The 14949-nt window shown below is 68.6% G+C and carries 18 protein-coding genes, 1 tRNA gene and 1 other RNA gene; 14 read left to right on the top strand and 6 right to left on the bottom strand.

The window, feature by feature from the left end; translation table 11 throughout:
* Positions 1-146: 146 nt before the first annotated feature.
* On the bottom strand, positions 147-503 hold the full coding sequence (gene secG / locus ACRAQ3_RS12750) for a preprotein translocase subunit SecG (protein ID WP_269398330.1): 357 nt from the start codon (positions 501-503) through the stop codon (positions 147-149).
* Between the two features lie 174 nt (positions 504-677).
* On the opposite strand from secG, the gene ACRAQ3_RS12745 reads away from it, so the two are divergent.
* Together ACRAQ3_RS12745 and ACRAQ3_RS12740 are read left to right on the top strand one after the other, a co-directional pair.
* On the top strand, positions 678-1970 hold the full coding sequence (locus tag ACRAQ3_RS12745) for an adenylosuccinate synthase (protein WP_432254885.1): 1293 nt from the start codon (positions 678-680) through the stop codon (positions 1968-1970).
* Positions 1971-1977: 7 nt separating this feature from the next.
* Positions 1978-2211: a DUF2842 domain-containing protein gene (locus ACRAQ3_RS12740; RefSeq protein WP_085896044.1), complete on the top strand. Its 234-nt coding sequence runs from the start codon at positions 1978-1980 to the stop codon at positions 2209-2211.
* Positions 2212-2288: 77 nt separating this feature from the next.
* Here the strand turns inward: ACRAQ3_RS12740 and ACRAQ3_RS12735 are convergent, their stop codons facing one another.
* On the bottom strand, positions 2289-4496 hold the full coding sequence (locus ACRAQ3_RS12735; protein WP_432254884.1) for a hypothetical protein: 2208 nt from the start codon (positions 4494-4496) through the stop codon (positions 2289-2291).
* 143 nt (positions 4497-4639) lie between these two features.
* On the opposite strand from ACRAQ3_RS12735, the gene ACRAQ3_RS12730 reads away from it, so the two are divergent.
* From ACRAQ3_RS12730 to nusB, 4 genes are all read left to right on the top strand, one after another.
* Positions 4640-5311 (top strand): thiamine diphosphokinase, encoded by a 672-nt coding sequence (locus ACRAQ3_RS12730; protein WP_432254883.1) that lies wholly within the window; start codon positions 4640-4642, stop codon positions 5309-5311.
* Between the two features lie 122 nt (positions 5312-5433).
* Complete coding sequence (gene ribB / locus ACRAQ3_RS12725; protein ID WP_269398325.1) at positions 5434-6564, top strand: 3,4-dihydroxy-2-butanone-4-phosphate synthase; 1131 nt, start codon at positions 5434-5436, stop codon at positions 6562-6564.
* Entirely contained in the window at positions 6564-7079 is a 516-nt protein-coding gene (locus ACRAQ3_RS12720) for a 6,7-dimethyl-8-ribityllumazine synthase (RefSeq protein WP_432254882.1), read from the top strand. Before ribB ends, ACRAQ3_RS12720 begins: the two co-directional genes overlap by 1 nt.
* A complete protein-coding gene (gene nusB / locus ACRAQ3_RS12715; protein ID WP_085896039.1) occupies positions 7079-7546 on the top strand; it encodes a transcription antitermination factor NusB in 468 nt (155 codons plus the stop codon). Before ACRAQ3_RS12720 ends, nusB begins: the two co-directional genes overlap by 1 nt.
* A gap of 107 nt (positions 7547-7653) precedes the next feature.
* On the opposite strand, the gene ACRAQ3_RS12710 is transcribed toward nusB, so the two are convergent.
* Entirely contained in the window at positions 7654-8085 is a 432-nt protein-coding gene (locus ACRAQ3_RS12710; protein WP_432254881.1) for a DUF488 family protein, read from the bottom strand.
* A 122-nt stretch (positions 8086-8207) separates the two neighbouring features.
* Positions 8208-8365: non-coding RNA, 6S RNA (gene ssrS, locus ACRAQ3_RS12705), on the bottom strand.
* A gap of 99 nt (positions 8366-8464) precedes the next feature.
* Between ssrS and ACRAQ3_RS12700 the strand changes: the two genes are divergently transcribed.
* Entirely contained in the window at positions 8465-8998 is a 534-nt protein-coding gene (locus ACRAQ3_RS12700; RefSeq protein WP_269398322.1) for an MmcB family DNA repair protein, read from the top strand.
* Here the strand turns inward: ACRAQ3_RS12700 and ACRAQ3_RS12695 are convergent.
* Positions 8982-9176 (bottom strand): DUF6324 family protein, encoded by a 195-nt coding sequence (locus tag ACRAQ3_RS12695; RefSeq protein ID WP_085896037.1) that lies wholly within the window; start codon positions 9174-9176, stop codon positions 8982-8984. The genes ACRAQ3_RS12700 and ACRAQ3_RS12695 overlap by 17 nt on opposite strands.
* A 125-nt stretch (positions 9177-9301) precedes the next feature.
* On the opposite strand from ACRAQ3_RS12695, the gene ACRAQ3_RS12690 reads away from it, so the two are divergent.
* The 4 genes from ACRAQ3_RS12690 to ACRAQ3_RS12675 all read left to right on the top strand — a co-directional run bounded on the left by ACRAQ3_RS12690 (position 9302) and on the right by ACRAQ3_RS12675 (position 11439).
* Positions 9302-9378 (top strand) — tRNA-His (locus tag ACRAQ3_RS12690).
* Positions 9379-9589: 211 nt separating this feature from the next.
* On the top strand, positions 9590-9934 hold the full coding sequence (locus ACRAQ3_RS12685; protein WP_269398321.1) for an SPW repeat protein: 345 nt from the start codon (positions 9590-9592) through the stop codon (positions 9932-9934).
* 153 nt (positions 9935-10087) lie between these two features.
* Positions 10088-10729 carry a hypothetical protein gene (locus ACRAQ3_RS12680; protein ID WP_432254880.1) on the top strand — a complete coding sequence of 214 codons (642 nt, stop codon included), beginning with the start codon at positions 10088-10090 and terminating at the stop codon, positions 10727-10729.
* Positions 10730-10746: 17 nt separating this feature from the next.
* Positions 10747-11439 carry a hypothetical protein gene (locus tag ACRAQ3_RS12675; RefSeq protein ID WP_432254879.1) on the top strand — a complete coding sequence of 231 codons (693 nt, stop codon included), beginning with the start codon at positions 10747-10749 and terminating at the stop codon, positions 11437-11439.
* 43 nt (positions 11440-11482) lie between these two features.
* Here ACRAQ3_RS12675 and ACRAQ3_RS12670 read toward each other — a convergent pair whose 3' ends face one another.
* Positions 11483-11788: a DUF6476 family protein gene (locus tag ACRAQ3_RS12670; protein ID WP_269398318.1), complete on the bottom strand. Its 306-nt coding sequence runs from the start codon at positions 11786-11788 to the stop codon at positions 11483-11485.
* Here ACRAQ3_RS12670 and ACRAQ3_RS12665 point away from each other — a divergent pair.
* The 3 genes from ACRAQ3_RS12665 to ACRAQ3_RS12655 all read left to right on the top strand — a co-directional run bounded on the left by ACRAQ3_RS12665 (position 11787) and on the right by ACRAQ3_RS12655 (position 14945).
* Positions 11787-12818, top strand: coding sequence for an RluA family pseudouridine synthase (locus ACRAQ3_RS12665; RefSeq protein ID WP_432254878.1), 1032 nt, complete (start codon positions 11787-11789; stop codon positions 12816-12818). The genes ACRAQ3_RS12670 and ACRAQ3_RS12665 overlap by 2 nt on opposite strands.
* A 165-nt stretch (positions 12819-12983) precedes the next feature.
* The gene (gene rpoH / locus ACRAQ3_RS12660) at positions 12984-13883 is read left to right on the top strand and encodes an RNA polymerase sigma factor RpoH (RefSeq protein WP_269398316.1); all 900 of its coding nucleotides are present in this window, start codon (positions 12984-12986) and stop codon (positions 13881-13883) included.
* An 87-nt stretch (positions 13884-13970) separates the two neighbouring features.
* Complete coding sequence (locus ACRAQ3_RS12655; RefSeq protein ID WP_432254877.1) at positions 13971-14945, top strand: Gfo/Idh/MocA family protein; 975 nt, start codon at positions 13971-13973, stop codon at positions 14943-14945.
* Positions 14946-14949: the final 4 nt, after the last annotated feature.

Raw genomic sequence — 14949 nt, 5'->3', positions numbered from 1 at the left:
TGAGCATCGAATGGAAGACTGCCGCGAAACGAAGGCTTCGCGGCATCACGGGATTTGAGGATATCCGGATTCGGCCCGTGACCGCAACCGGGGGCGCAAGATCATGTGGCCGAAATCGGCCAACGCCCAGTGGTTGTGGGTGGCCTTTACTCGGCCAGCGGCACGACGGGGCCGTCGGTCGGCGCGGGCGGCAGCAGGCTGTCACCCAGATCGGTGGCGGGCGCATCCTCTTCCGCCGGGGTCCCGGCGGTCAGCCGGTCGAGCACCGAACCGCCGGCCGAGTTCTCGGCGGCGATGATCGTCAGCGCGATCGAGGTGACGATGAAGGCCGCGGCGAGGCCCCAGGTGACCTTGCCCAGCGCGGTCGCGGCCGCGCGGCCCGACATCACGCCGCCGCCGCCACCGCCCATGCCGAGGCCGCCGCCTTCGGAACGCTGCAGCAGAACCACGCCGATCAGCGACAAGGCGAGGATCAGGTGGACGATCAGGACGACGTTTTCCATGCGGACCTCTGCGTGCGGCGGGGTGGGGCGGAACGCGCCGTATCTAGAAGAGGGCGGCCTCTGTCGCAACCCCGAAGTGGGCGGGGCCGGAGGTCGCGGGCCAGTTTGCGGTTTCGCGGAGCCGCGCCCGGCGCTATAGGGACGCCGGATTGAAAGACCGGAGAGGGTACGTCCATGGCGAATGTGGTGGTCGTCGGCACCCAGTGGGGCGACGAGGGCAAGGGCAAGATCGTGGACTGGCTGTCCGAGCGCGCCGACGTGATCGCGCGGTTCCAGGGCGGTCATAACGCGGGCCACACGCTGGTCGTCGGTGGCGAGGTCTACAAGCTGCACGCGCTGCCCTCCGGCGTCGTGCGCGGCGGCAAGCTCTCGGTGATCGGCAATGGTGTCGTGCTCGACCCCTGGCATCTTCTGAAGGAGATCGAGGGCATTCGCGGCCAAGGCGTCGAGATCACGCCCGAAACGCTGATGATCGCCGAGAACACGCCGCTCATCCTGCCCTTCCACGGTGAGCTCGACCGGGCACGTGAGGGGCTCAACACCGTCGCCAAGATCGGTACCACCGGGCGCGGCATCGGGCCCGCCTATGAGGACAAGGTCGGCCGCAGGGCGATCCGCGTCGCCGACCTCGCCGACGACGCGACGCTCGAACTGCGCGTCGACCGGGCGCTGGTGCATCACAACGCGCTGCGCGCCGGTCTCGGGCTCGAACCGATCGACCGCGACGCTGTGCTGGCGCAGCTGCGCGAGATCGCGCCGGCGATCCTCGAATACGCGGCCCCCGTCTGGAAGGTGCTGACCGAGCGCCGCCGCGCCGGGGAGCGGATCCTGTTCGAAGGCGCGCAAGGCGCGCTGCTCGACATCGATTTCGGCACCTATCCCTTCGTCACCTCCTCGAACGTGATCTCGGGGCAGGCCGCTACCGGCACCGGCATCGGCCCGGGCGCGATCGACTTCGTGCTTGGCATCGTCAAGGCCTATACCACCCGCGTCGGCGAGGGCCCGTTCCCGACCGAGCTCGACGATGATGATGGCCAGCGGTTGGGCGAGCGCGGTCACGAGTTCGGCACCACCACCGGGCGCAAGCGTCGCTGCGGCTGGTTCGACGCCTGCCTGGTGCGCCAGACCTGCGCCACCTCCGGCGTGTCGGGCATCGCGCTGACCAAGCTCGACGTGCTCGACGGCTTCGAGACGCTGAAGATCTGCACCGGCTACGAGCTGGATGGCGAGCGCTACGACTACCTGCCCACCGCCGCCGATCGTCAGGCGCGCTGCACCCCGATCTACGAGGAGATGCCGGGCTGGCAGGAAAGCACCGCGGGCGCGCGCAGCTGGGCCGATCTGCCGGCGCAGGCGATCAAGTACATCCGCCGCATCGAGGAACTGATCCAGTGCCCGGTGGCGATGGTCTCGACCAGCCCCGAGCGTGACGACACGATCCTCGTCACCGATCCTTTCTCGGACTGAGGCGGGCATGGCGCGAAAGCTCAGCCACAAGGCGCGGCGACGTCTGTCGCTCCTGATTCTGCTGGTCGGCCTGCCGGGTTACATCGTGGTGGCGATCACGCTGGTCGGGCTGATCGAGCGGCCCTCGATCCTGGTCGAGCTGGCGATTTATGTCGGCCTCGGCCTGGTATGGGCACTGCCGTTCCGACGGATCTTTCTCGGCGTCGGCAAGGCGGATCCGGAAGAGCGGGACGACGGCTGAGACCGGCGTCGAGCCGAGACGCGAAAAAGGGCGGCACCGTGCGGTGCCGCCCTTTTTCGCATGTCATGTGGCCAAGCTCAGCCGGCGCGGCGCTGCGGGTTGAAGCGGCTCGACGGCGCCACGGCGAAGCGGCCGCTGCGCACCCGCGTCAGCGCACCCTGCCGCAGCAGCGTGCCGAAGCTGCGCAGCCCGTCCTCGCGGCTGACCGGTTCCGGGCTTGCCTCGCGCACCCGCTCCATCAGTTGCGGGCGCGAGACATCCTCGGCCCCCTCGATGAAGGCGGCATAGGCGGCGGCGGCTTCCAGAAGTTCGCCCAGCTCCTGCGCGCCCATTCGCGCCGCGAAGGCCGAGAAGCTCTCGGAAGGGGTCGGGGCCGAGGTCGGCTCCGCACTGGTCGCGGGGCGGGCGGGCTGCGGCGCCGGTTCGCTGGTATCGGCGACGGAGACCCGGCGCGGCCGCACCGGTGCGGCGCGCTCCTGCGAGGGCGTGTCGCTCAGATCGACGCGCTGGGCGGCAACCAGCTTGAGCGGCGCGGGGCGCGGCCGCTCGGGCCGGGCCTCTGCGGCCTCGTCGTGACCGCGCGGCGGCAGCGCCGGTCGGCGCGGCCGGACCGCCTGGCGCAGATCGTCGCGGAACGCTTCCTCCACCTTGGCGGGGCGTTCCACATCTCCCAGACGGCGGGCGGCCTCGGTGGCGGCGACGGCGGCCTTGAGCTGCGAGATCGATTCGCGGCGGCGGCCAGTTTCGGGGTCCGCCATGCGGGCATCCGTGGCGGACATGATGCGCGACAGGTCGGCCTCGTCGGTGGCCAGCGCATGATGCGCCGCCGACCGGGCCGCGCCCGCGACATCGTCCTGCGGTGCCTCGACCTTGACCTCGGCTTCGACGGCTTCGTCTTCATCGGGTTTGGCCTCGGCCGAAGTCTCGGTCGGTGCCGCCGCGTCGTCCTGATCCTCATCCTCGTCCGACAGCGCCGCCACCGCGGCTTCGAGATCGGCATCCGCATCCCGGGTTTCGATTTCGGCGCTCTCGGCCTCGCTCTCCGCGACGGATGATTCGTCTGCCGCGATCTCCTGGGAGGCGGGGCCATCCTGGCCGACGCCCATCTCGCGCTCCAGCGCCGCCAGCTCTTCCAGCAACGCCCGCTCGGCCTCGGACGACAGGTCCGCGTCCTCGCTGGTCGAAGGCGTCATGTCCTCCTGCGAGGTCTCGGCGGCGGCTGCCGTCTCATCCGTTTCGCGTACGGCCTCCTCGGCGTCCTGCCGTGCGAGGGCCGCCATGATGTCGGCGTCGGCATCCGCGTCGTCGGAAACCGCGTCCGAGGCTTCGGCTTGGGATGGCGCGGCTTCGGTCGCCTCGCTCACGGCCCGATGCGCTTCACCGCGCGCGACGGCGCGTTCGAAATCGGCCTTGCGCATCCGCACCACGCGGGCGCGTGCCGGGCGCGCCGCGTCGGTCTGTTCCGCCGCCGGCTCGCTCGACTGGGCCGAAGAGGATTCGGCCTCCGCGGGCTCCTGCTTCTGCTCCTTCTCCGCTGCGGGCTCGGTCGCGGCCGGTTGCGGAGCGGCAGGCCTGGGGGTCCGGACGGGGGCCGTGTCGAACAGCCCGGCGGCGGGGCGCTGGCGGGAGGCGGGCGCGATGTCCTCCTCCTCCTCATCGCTGGCAAAGGAAGGCTGGCGGCCGACCACGGCGCGGATGCGCTGTAGCTTGGCCGCGACGCTGTCGCCATCCATGGCCGGGCGCTGCGGGGCAGGGCGCGGCTGCGCCGGGGCGGGCGCCTGCTCGGCGGTTTCGGGACGCGGCGCCCCCTGCGGCGCGGCGGGGCGTTCCGCCTGGGCGGGTTGCTGGGTCGGCTGCGGCTCGGCCTCGCGCGGCGCCTCGGCGACGGGCTGCGGCGCGGGTTCCGCCTGCGGCTCGCCCTGCTCCTGCGTTTCGGGCGCGGGGGCCGGCTGGGGCTGCTGGGCCTGCGGAGCGGGCTGCGCGGAAGGCTGGGGCGCCGGGCTGGCCGTCGGGGCCATCGGCGGCAGGGCCTGACCCGCGCGCAGCACGATGCCGCTCGATTCGGTGCGGGCCTCGACCCGGCGTGCGACTTCGCGCTCGGCGATGCGCGCCAGCATCTCGGCATCCGGGGTCGGGGGTTCGGCCCCGAAGTAACGGTCATCGGCGGCCAGATCGCGGAAATACTCGGCGATGGCCTTCATCGTGTCGAACGAGTCGTCGAACCCCTCCAGCGTGCAGGAAAAGGTCCCGTAGGACACCGTGAGTATCTTGCTTGATCCAACCATCTGAGTGCTCGCTTTCTACCCTGTCCGTCCCGATGTAGCAGTGAATAGGTTTGAAACGGGATCACGACATGGGTGGCCGTGGGATGATTTCATGGCAAAACCGCGGCCGACCGTTTGGTTCGCGGGGATGATGGGGGAAGGCCGTGACGATTGTCCAGTGCGCCAATGAGGTTACTCTATTGGGGGGCGGGGCCCTCGGCGAGGGGGACCTCGCGCTGGCTCTGGCGCGCGCGCCGGTGCTCGTCGCGGCCGATGGCGGCGCGCGCCACGCCGCCGCCGCCGGGCTGGAGCCCCGCGCCGTGATCGGCGACATGGACAGCCTCGGCGATGCCGCCGCCCGTTTCGCCGACCGGCTGCACGAGATCGCCGAGCAGGACAGCACCGATTTCGACAAGGCGCTCAGGAACATCAAGGCGGGGTTGGTGCTGGCGGTGGGCTTTACGGGCGGTCGTCTCGATCACGAGTTGGCGGCGTTTCACGTGCTTGCCGCGCGGCCCGACCGGCGCTGCCTGCTGATCGGTACCGAGAGCCTGGTGTTTCTCTGCCCGCCCGAGATCGCGCTCGACCTCGTGCCGGGACAGCCCTTCTCGCTGTTCCCGATGGGCGAGGTCGGCTGCGTCTCCGAGGGGCTGCGCTGGCCCACGGCGGGCATCGCCTTCTCACCGGCGCAACGCATCGGCACCTCGAACGAGGTGACCGGGCCCGTGCGGCTGCGGGTCGACGCGCCTTTGATGTTGGCCATCGCGCCGCGCGCCGCGCTCGACGCGGTGCTGGCGGGACTCAAGAGTGCGCCGGAGGGCTGGCCGCCGCGCTGAGCGCACCTGCTCCCCGCGCGAGGTCAACCCGGCGCGCAGCCTTGCGGGCTTTGCAAAACCGGCCCCAGCCGTTATCTGCACCAGCATCCCCGCCTCGGCCCCAATATCGTCAGGAATCGCCAGTGACCGAAAGCTTCGAGACCCCAGGCCCCGTGGAGCGCGACTGGTCCGACGCGATCAGCCCGATCGAGGAGATCATCAACGACGCGCGCAACGGGCGCATGTTCATTCTCGTCGATCACGAGGACCGCGAGAACGAAGGCGACCTGGTGATCCCGGCGCAGATGGCGACGCCCGACGCGATCAACTTCATGGCCACCCATGGCCGCGGCCTGATCTGCCTGTCGATGCCGGGCTCGCGCATCGATGCGCTGGGGCTGCCCTTGATGTCCACCAACAACTCCTCGCGCCACGAGACCGCCTTCACGGTCTCGATCGAGGCGCGCGACGGCGTCTCGACCGGCATCTCGGCGCATGACCGGGCGCTCACCGTGGCGGTGGCGATCGATGCCTCGAAGACCGCCGCCGACATCGCCACGCCGGGCCACGTGTTCCCGCTGCGCGCCCGCGAGGGCGGGGTACTGGTGCGCGCCGGTCATACCGAGGCCGCCGTCGACATCTCGCGTCTCGCGGGGCTGAACCCCTCCGGCGTGATCTGCGAGATCATGAAGGAGGACGGGACCATGGCCCGTCTGCCCGACCTCGTCGCCTTCGCACAGAAGCACGCGCTCAAGATCGGCACGATCAGCGACCTGATCGCCTATCGCCGGCGCCACGACAACCTCGTGCGGCTGCGCGACGAGCAGCAGATCCAGAGCGAGTTCGGCGGCGACTGGACCCTGCGTGTCTATACCGACACCACCCAGGGCGCCGAGCACATCGCGCTGATCAAGGGTGACATCTCGGGCGATGCGCCGGTGCTGACGCGGATGCACACGCTCGATCCGATGCTCGACGTGGTGGGCACCGGCCCCAAGGGCCGGGCCCGCGAATTCGGCGACGCGATGCAGGTCATCGCCGAAGAAGGGCGCGGCGTGCTGGTGCTCCTGCGCGACCTGCACATGAAGCTCGCCACCACCGAGGAGCATTCGCCGCATGTGCTTCGGCAATACGGTCTCGGCGCGCAGATCCTCTCGGCCCTCGGCCTGTCGCGGATCGTGTTGCTGACCAACTCCCCCAAACCCCGCGTGGTCGGGCTCGACGCCTACGGGCTCGAGATCATCGACACCCGCAAGATCTCGGAGATCGGATGATGGCCGGCCCCACCCACCACGCGCTCGCGCGTCCCGAATTCGACGAGGGTCCCAAGATCCTCATCGTCGTCGCCCCCTATTACAAGGACATCGCCGACAATCTCGTCGCCGGTGCCATGGCCGAGATCGAGGCCGCTGGCGGCACCTACGAGGTCGTCGAGATGCCGGGCGCGCTGGAACTGCCCTCGGCCATCGGCATCGCCGCCCGGATGGGCGAATATGACGGCTTCGTCGCGCTGGGCTGCGTGATCCGCGGCGAGACCACGCATTACGACACCGTGTGCAATGACAGCTCGCGCGGTCTGACGCTGCTGGGCCTGCAGGGGATCTGCATCGGCAACGGCATCCTGACCGTCGAGAACTACGAGCAAGCGGCGGTGCGCGCCGATCCGCAGGGTCAGAACAAGGGCGGCGGCGCGGCGGCGGCTGCGCTGCATCTCGTCGCGCTGTCGCGCAAGCTCGCGCGCAAGGACAAGGGCCTCGGCTTCACCGCCGATCGGCTGGGAGAGGGCTGATGGCCGAATCGAACACCCAGAAGCGGCGCATGCGCTCGGCCTCGCGGATGTATGCGGTGCAGGCGCTGTTCCAGATGGAGGCCGCGGGCCAGACCGTCGACCGGGTGATGCGCGAGTTCGAAACGCATCGCTTCGGCGCCACCTATGATGAGGTGGAGTGGGAGGAGGGCGATCTCGCCACCTTCCGCAACCTGATGGAGGGCGCGGTCGAAGAGCAGGCCAAGATCGACCAGATGACCCATCGCGCGCTCGTCGCCAAATGGCCAATCGCGCGGATCGACCCGACGCTCAGGGCGCTGTTCCGTGCGGCCGGGGCCGAGCTGCTCGGCAAGGTGACGCCGCCCAAGGTGGTGATCGTGGAGTTCGTGGAGATCGCCAAGGCGTTCTACCCCGATGGCAAGGAATCGAAATTCGTCAACGCCGTGCTCGATCACATGGCGCGGGAGGCGCGGCCGGAGGCGTTCTGACCGGCCCAAGAGCATCGCATTTCGAGGGGCGCGGCCGCTGGCTGCGCCCTTTTGCATGTCGGCAGCCGGAGGGGATTGCGGATAATGCGCAGCAGAGCGGTTCGGAACTAAAGATTCTCGATCTCGCACCCCGTGGCCTCACGGATCCTCTCTGCCACGATCCGGCGATGGCAGCCCTTGGCGCAGGCCTCGAAGCACAGCAGCGCCGCGTGCCGCTCCCGGGCGATGGCTATTGCCAGGGCAAGGCCGTCCTGCGCCTCGGGTGACTGCATATGCGCGTCGAAGATCGCTTCCATCTCGGTGAGGCGGCCCCGACGGGCCGCTTCCCGCCCCGGCTTGGGCGTGCCGAGCCCCCGCAGATGCTCGTAGGCGATGCCCTCGGCCTCCAGCGACGCGCGCAGCATGGTCTTGGAGAACCCGGCCCGCCGCGAGGCAGCCACGGCCCGGACATCGATGACCACCTCCACGTCCGCGGTGCGCAGCTTCGCGATCACCTCCGGCAGCGTCGCGGATTCGTATCCGATGGTCGAGAGAATCATGTCCCAGCCTCCAAGGCGGCAGCCTCAGGCATATCATGACATTCAGGGTGCTCCGAAGCCGCACGGCATTTGCCACGCCACCGGACCTCGGGGCTATTTCATGGGCTCGCTGGGAAAATGTGGCGGGAACCGCAGCGACCGTAGGGGTGAGAATTCCCGGGGACCTGTGTATACAGGTGGGCGCCAGGTAATCGAACCAGGGTCCGAACAGAGCCAGCTCCCGTGGAATTGCTTAAGGCCTCTGGAATTTGACCCCTTGGCACGAGAAGAGCAGAACCCGCCGCGACCACATCTAGGATCGTGCCGGGGACGTGACAAGGGGCGGCATGCGGGCTTTCGCCGCTTGAAGCGTGTTGCCAGATTGTTCATGATGGCGACCATGCCTGATGATTGGGATGACTGGGAAGAGGGGGAGCGCCGCGTCGCCGCGCTGCCCGATGACGCGCTTTCGGCCGAGGCGCTGTCGCGGCCGCGTGCCGTTCCACAACCGGGGCAGATCCTGGCCCGGGGTGTCTGTCGCCACCTGCTGGGTCACGGCTTCGTCACGATTGAGGAGTTCGTGCCGGCCCCGGGGCTTCGGGTCGACGTGATGGCGCTCGGCCCCAAGGGCGAGCTGTGGGTGATCGAATGCAAGTCGAGCCGCGCCGACTTCACCTCGGATCGCAAGTGGCAGGGCTATCTCGACTATTGCGACCGCTATTTCTGGGCGGTGGACGACGCGTTTCCGCTCGAGCTGCTGCCCGAGGAGACCGGCGTGATCATCGCCGACGGCTACGACGCGGAGATCGTGACCATGGCGCCGGAGGCAAAGCTCTCGGGCGCCCGGCGCAAGGTGATGTTGCAGAAATTCGCGCGCCATGCGGCGCTGCGCTGGCACAAGGCGCGCGATCCGGCGATCAGCCTTTCTTCTTGAGGGACCGCGCGGCGCGCGCCGCGGCCATGATCTCCTCGGCGATGTCCTCGGCCTCCTCGGGGTCGAAATCCATCGGGATCTCGGTCGCGCCCGCCTCGATGAACAGCCGCACCATGCCCTGATCGGTGGGGCCGATCTGCAGATTCGCCTCGATGTCGCGTTCGGTGTCGATGCCCATGTCGGTTCCTTTCCAAGCTGGGACGTGCCTAGCGCCGGCGCGCGCGGCGGGCAAGGCGGCGGTCGTCGCGGAAGCCGCGGCAAGGGGTTGCAATCCCCCGCCCGCGGCGCTAATTCCGCGCCAGTGCCGCCTTAGCTCAGTTGGTTAGAGCGCTGGATTGTGGATCCAGAGGTCCCCTGTTCAAGCCAGGGAGGCGGTACCATCTCCCCGAAGCGATGATCCCGAAAAATTGATCCGCGCCGTGGCTTTTGTGGTGCCGCGGCGATCGCCATTTTTTCCTTGGGGCCGGATTTCGGCACCCGTGGCCTCAGGGCCGTTTCCCGACAGGACGGGCGGCTCGGAGAGGCCGCGAAGATGCGGGCCGGGCAGGGCCCTCGCGGGCAAGGCTTCCGGCCCCGGGAGGGAGACTGCAGATGAAACATCGACATCACTGGCAGGACTGGGTGTTCGGCGTGATCGGTCTCTGGCTGATCGTTTCGCCCTGGATCCTCGGCATGACCGGCGCCGCGACATGGAGCATGATGGCGCTGGGTGCTCTGGTCGTGATCCTGGGGGCGATCGGCCTGTTGCAGACCGAGGCGCAGGACTGGACCGATTACGCGGTGGCGGTGGTCGCGCTGCTGATCATCGCGGCACCTTGGATGGTGGGCTTCACCGCCGTGGCGGTCGCCTCATGGAACGCGGTGGTATGCGGCATAGTGCTCGCCGTGGCGGCGCTGTGGTCGCATCTGATTCCGCATGAAGGTGGACATGCCTGACTGACGCGCGGCGTTCCCGGGCGGCATGCCGCCGACCGCCGCGCGCCTTGCGCGAAACCGGGCCGAACATGCATCGCCAGGTGGAACCGCTCCCCGGCGCAACGGGTTTTCGGCGCAGGTTTCCAGCAAGGAAAATGAAACATGTTCAAGCCCTTGATCGTCGCGAGCGCGCTCGCGGCGGCGCCTGTCGGCATGGCCTCGGCGCAAATCTCCCTGATCTCCGTCAACCTGTCGAACGTGAACATCGAGATCGCGAAGAATCTAAATCTCGACCTCGACAAGGTCCCGATCAACGTGCTGCTGCCGATCAGCGTCGCGGCGAATGTCTGCGGCATAGACGTGGCGGCGCTGGGCGGCGCGACGCTGGGCGGCGACAAGCCCGAATGCGATGCCAACAACGTCACCATGGCGACGCAGCTCGTCTCGAACCTGATCGGCAGTGGCAGTGGCAGCGGCAGCGCTGCGCAGGCGCCGGAGAACTCCGCCGGCACCGTGCCCGGGCCCGCCGACACGACCGAGAGTGGTGCCACCGCTGAAACTCCGACCGACGAGACCACCGAACCCACCGCTGCCGATACCGGGCAGGAGGCGATTGAGGCGCCGGTCGATGCGACGGCAGGCGAAACCACGCCGTCCTCAACGAGCGATGGCGATGCCGCCGCGACATCCCAAGCCGAACCCGGGACGAACCCCGAATCCATGACGGAAACCAGCGATCCCGCGTCGGACCCCGCAGCCGATGCCTCGGCCGATTCCAGCACCGAAGCGTCGCAGACCGACGCCGCCGCCCAGTGATGACCCCGGAGATGAACATGACCTTCAAGACCACCGCCATCGCCCTTGCCCTCGGTTGCGCCGCCGCGCCGGCCCTTGCGCAGACGTCCGGCCAGACCCTGCCCGGAATGCCCGATCTTTCGACGCTGCCGACCTCCGGCGGGGGGCAGCAACTGCCCGGCCTCGTTTCGGTCAATCTCGAGAACATCCGCGCCGAGATCGCCAAGGATCTCGACATCGATCTGCAGAACGTGCCGATCACCATCCAGCTGCCCGTGGCCGTGGCGGCGAATGTCTGCGGCGTCGATGTGGGCGCTCTGGGTGGGGGGCGACTCGGTTCCGACACGCCGGAATGCAGCGCCACCAACACCACCATCGCCACCCAATACGTGACCAACAGCCAGACCGCGGCGGGCGATACCGCTTCGGCGCCGACCGAGCAGCCGCTGGGCAACGCGACCGATGCGGATCGCTCCGATACCACGACCGAGGACCCGATCACGCCGCAGCCCACCGGATCGGATGCGGGAGGCGAGACACCGGACGCCGGGGCACCGGTGACCGAGGTGGCGCCAAGCGATCAGACCGAGGCAAGCCCGGCGCCCGAAAGCGCCGCGACGGGCACCGATGCCTCGACCGAGACTGCAGGCTCGACCGAGGCCGACGCTTCGGGCGAAACCACTGCCGGCAGCGAGGCCGATGCCCAGGCCGACGCGACGACCCCGAACTGATTTCGCGGCAACGTCTGAAAGCAGCCCCCTCGGGGGCGGCTTCTCACTGCGGCTCGATCTCCACGCTCTGCCGCAACGCGCCGTCGCGGCCGAAGATCAGCACTTGATCATCCGTCGTAACCACGGCGATCCAGTCACGTCCTTGGGTGAAGGCCATCGCCTCGGCGCCCTCGGGCAGGGCGATCCGCTCGGGCAACGGCAGCGGTTCGGCATCGAGGCGGATGACAATCGCCGCGATCAGCACTAGGAAGCCTGCGATCATCACGCCTGCTAGCGCGATCACCAGCCATTTGAGCCATCGCAGCTCTGGCGGGATCCGGGCCGGGCCGTCTGTCTCGGGAGCCTGCATGGCCGATACCTCCAACGATCTGTCCACCGTCCGCTTCATCATCGCCGACGATCCGCCGGCGCGTCTTGATAAGGCGCTGGCCCGCGATGTGCCAGAGCAGGCGGCGCTGTCGCGCTCGCGCATCGCCAAGCTTCTGGCCGAGGGTGCGGTGCGGGTCGACGGCGTGGTCGCCACGGATGCGAAGGCCGCCATCGCCGCGGGGGCCGAGGTCGAGATCTCGGTGCCCGAGGCCGCCGAGAGCCATATCGGCGCGCAGGAGATCCCGCTCCACGTCGTCTGGGAGGATCACGACTTGATCGTGATCGACAAACCAGCCGGCATGGTGGTGCACCCGGCGCCGGGCTCGCCCGACGGCACGCTGGTCAACGCGCTGATCCATCATTGCGGCGAGGACCTCTCGGGGGTCGGCGGCGCCAAGCGCCCCGGCATCGTGCACCGGATCGACAAGGACACGTCGGGGCTCCTCGTCGTGGCCAAGACCGACCGCGCGCATCAGGGGCTGGCGATCCAGTTCGAGAAGCACAGCGCCGAGCGGCATTACCTCGCCCTGTGCCACGGCGTGCCCGATCCCAACGATCCGCGGCTGCGCGGCGTGAAGGGCGCGAGCTTCGAGACCGGTTCGGTGCTGAAGATCCAGACCCTGCTCGGCCGTCACCGCACCGACCGGCAGCGGCAGGCGGTGAGCTTCGAGCAGGGCCGCCACGCGGTGACGCGGGTGAAGGTGATCGAGGCCTTCGCCGGCGCGGCGCTGGTCGAATGCCGTCTCGAGACCGGGCGCACGCACCAGATCCGGGTGCACATGTCGCATGCCGGGCACGCGCTGATCGGCGACCCGGTCTATGGCGGCCGGCGCAAGCTGTCGGAAAAGGCGCATGGCACGGCCGCCGTGGCGCTGGCGGGGCGTTTCGGGCGGCAGGCGCTGCACGCGGCGAGCCTCGGCTTTGCCCACCCCGTGACCGGCGAAAAGCTGCGCTTCGAGAGCCCGCTGCCGGCCGATATGGCGGAACTCCTCTCCGCACTGAGGGGTTGAAAGGCCGTAACAGAATTCACATATGATCGAGCCTTTCGCACGCCCCCTCGCCGGGTTGGGGGCGAAGGGTTCATCATTGCACAAGGCTGATGCGATGGCGGCGCTTGCCGGGCAGGGGCAAGGGACGTATCGCTCGGGTGACACAAGGACCGAAAGGAGGGGCCCATGGCAGAGACCTATACCAATCTCCCCGCCCCGTCGCCGGAACAGGGGCTGAATCGCTACCTGCAGGAAATCCGCAAGTTTCCGATGCTGGAGCCGGAAGAGGAATACATGCTGGCGAAGCGCTGGGTGGACCACGAGGATGCCTCGGCCGCGCACCGGCTCGTCACCTCGCACCTGCGCCTCGCGGCGAAGATCGCCATGGGCTACCGCGGCTACGGCCTGCCTCAGGCCGAAGTCATCTCAGAGGCCAATGTCGGCCTGATGCAGGCGGTGAAGAAGTTCGACCCCGAAAAGGGCTTCCGCCTCGCCACCTATGCGATGTGGTGGATCCGCGCCTCGATCCAGGAATACGTGCTGCGGTCGTGGTCCATGGTCAAGCTCGGCACCACCTCGGGCCAGAAGAAGCTGTTCTTCAACCTGCGCAAGGCCAAGGCGCGGCTCGGCGCCTTGGAGGAAGGCGATCTGCGGCCCGAGAACGTCAAGAAGATCGCCACCGATCTCGGCGTGACCGAGGAAGAGGTCGTGTCGATGAACCGGCGCATGTCGGGCGGCGACGCCTCGCTCAATGCCATGGTCGGCACCGAGGGCGACAGCGCCACGCAATGGCAGGACTGGCTTGAGGATGACAGCGCCGATCAGGCCACCGATTACGAGGAGCGCGACGAGCTCGACGCCCGGCGCGAGCTGATGGCCGAGGCGATGGGCGTCCTGAACGAGCGCGAGCGCGACATCCTCGTGCAGCGGCGGCTTCAGGATGAGGCGGTGACGCTCGAGGAGCTGTCGGGGCAGTACGAGGTGAGCCGCGAGCGGATCCGCCAGATCGAGGTGCGCGCCTTCGAGAAGCTGCAGAAGCGGATGCAGGAGCTGGCCCGCGAGCGGGGCATGCTCGAGAACGCCTGACGCGTTGCACTCCGCGCCACGTGAATTACCCTTCGCCGGGAGACCGGGGAGGGGTTTTTCCTTTCCGGCAGGCAGGGAAAGACCGCGATGAGTGAACCGATCCGCTGGGGCGTGCTGGGCGCCTCGAAATTCGCGCTGGGCGCCATGGCCCGCGCCATCCATTCCGCCGAGGGTTCCGAGTTTGCGGCGCTGGCCACCTCCTCGGAGGAAAAGGCCGCCCCGTTCCGCGCCTTCCAGCCCCGGCTGCGCGTTCATCTCGATTATCAAGCGCTGCTCGACGACCCGGAGATCGATGCGATCTACATCCCATTGCCCAACGCCATGCATGTCGAGTGGACGCTCAAGGCGCTCGAGGCGGGCAAGCACGTGCTGTGCGAAAAGCCGCTGGCGATGAAGGCCGATGAGTTCGACGCGGTGATCGCCAAGCGCGACGCGACCGGGCTGATGGCGGCCGAGGCCTACATGATCGTGCACCACCCGCAATGGATCCGCGCGCGCGAACTGGTCCGGGGCGGCGCGATCGGCCGGCTGCGCCATGTCGAGGCGGCGTTCAGCTTCAACAACGCGTCCCAGACCGACAACATCCGCAACAAGCCCGAGACCGGCGGCGGCGGGCTGCCCGATATCGGCGTCTATGCCTTCGGCTCGGTGCGCTTCGTCACCGGCGAGGAGCCGCAGGAGATCCGCCACGCCAATATCCGCTACGAGAACGGCGTCGACGTCTATGCGCAGGTCGCGGCGCGCTTCGCGAGCTTCGACTATTCCGGCATGGTGTCGATGCGGCTGCATCCGCGCCAGGAGGTCACCTTCCATGGCGAGGATGGCGTGCTGAAGATGTTGTGCCCGTTCAACGCCAACACCTTCGGCCAGGCCGAGATGACGCTCGAGACCGAGGGCATGCGGGTGATGCACGAGCGCTGGCCCGGCATCGATCACTACAAGCTGCAGGTCGAGGCCTTCACCGCCGCGATCGATGGCGCGGATTATGCCTGCCCGTTGGAATTCAGCCGGGGCACGCAGGCGATGATCGACATGGTCTATGCCAAGGGCGGGAACGGCTGAGCCG

The sequence above is a fragment of the Limimaricola sp. AA108-03 genome (assembly GCF_050847355.1).
Taxonomy (GTDB): domain Bacteria; phylum Pseudomonadota; class Alphaproteobacteria; order Rhodobacterales; family Rhodobacteraceae; genus Limimaricola.
This window is presented reverse-complemented; position numbering and strand designations above follow the sequence as displayed.

What these genes read in the sequence shown, in the direction of transcription:
- secG (WP_269398330.1), bottom strand. Translation starts at nt 503, where the DNA reads ATGGAAAACGTCGTCCTGATCGTCCACCTGATCCTCGCCTTGTCGCTG.
- ACRAQ3_RS12745 (WP_432254885.1), top strand. Translation starts at nt 678, where the DNA reads ATGGCGAATGTGGTGGTCGTCGGCACCCAGTGGGGCGACGAGGGCAAG.
- ACRAQ3_RS12740 (WP_085896044.1), top strand. Translation starts at nt 1,978, where the DNA reads ATGGCGCGAAAGCTCAGCCACAAGGCGCGGCGACGTCTGTCGCTCCTG.
- ACRAQ3_RS12735 (WP_432254884.1), bottom strand. Translation starts at nt 4,496, where the DNA reads ATGGTTGGATCAAGCAAGATACTCACGGTGTCCTACGGGACCTTTTCC.
- ACRAQ3_RS12720 (WP_432254882.1), top strand. Translation starts at nt 6,564, where the DNA reads ATGGCCGGCCCCACCCACCACGCGCTCGCGCGTCCCGAATTCGACGAG.
- nusB (WP_085896039.1), top strand. Translation starts at nt 7,079, where the DNA reads ATGGCCGAATCGAACACCCAGAAGCGGCGCATGCGCTCGGCCTCGCGG.
- ACRAQ3_RS12710 (WP_432254881.1), bottom strand. Translation starts at nt 8,085, where the DNA reads ATGATTCTCTCGACCATCGGATACGAATCCGCGACGCTGCCGGAGGTG.
- ACRAQ3_RS12700 (WP_269398322.1), top strand. Translation starts at nt 8,465, where the DNA reads ATGCCTGATGATTGGGATGACTGGGAAGAGGGGGAGCGCCGCGTCGCC.
- ACRAQ3_RS12695 (WP_085896037.1), bottom strand. Translation starts at nt 9,176, where the DNA reads ATGGGCATCGACACCGAACGCGACATCGAGGCGAATCTGCAGATCGGC.
- ACRAQ3_RS12685 (WP_269398321.1), top strand. Translation starts at nt 9,590, where the DNA reads ATGAAACATCGACATCACTGGCAGGACTGGGTGTTCGGCGTGATCGGT.
- ACRAQ3_RS12675 (WP_432254879.1), top strand. Translation starts at nt 10,747, where the DNA reads ATGACCTTCAAGACCACCGCCATCGCCCTTGCCCTCGGTTGCGCCGCC.
- ACRAQ3_RS12665 (WP_432254878.1), top strand. Translation starts at nt 11,787, where the DNA reads ATGGCCGATACCTCCAACGATCTGTCCACCGTCCGCTTCATCATCGCC.
- ACRAQ3_RS12670 (WP_269398318.1), bottom strand. Translation starts at nt 11,788, where the DNA reads ATGCAGGCTCCCGAGACAGACGGCCCGGCCCGGATCCCGCCAGAGCTG.
- rpoH (WP_269398316.1), top strand. Translation starts at nt 12,984, where the DNA reads ATGGCAGAGACCTATACCAATCTCCCCGCCCCGTCGCCGGAACAGGGG.
- ACRAQ3_RS12655 (WP_432254877.1), top strand. Translation starts at nt 13,971, where the DNA reads ATGAGTGAACCGATCCGCTGGGGCGTGCTGGGCGCCTCGAAATTCGCG.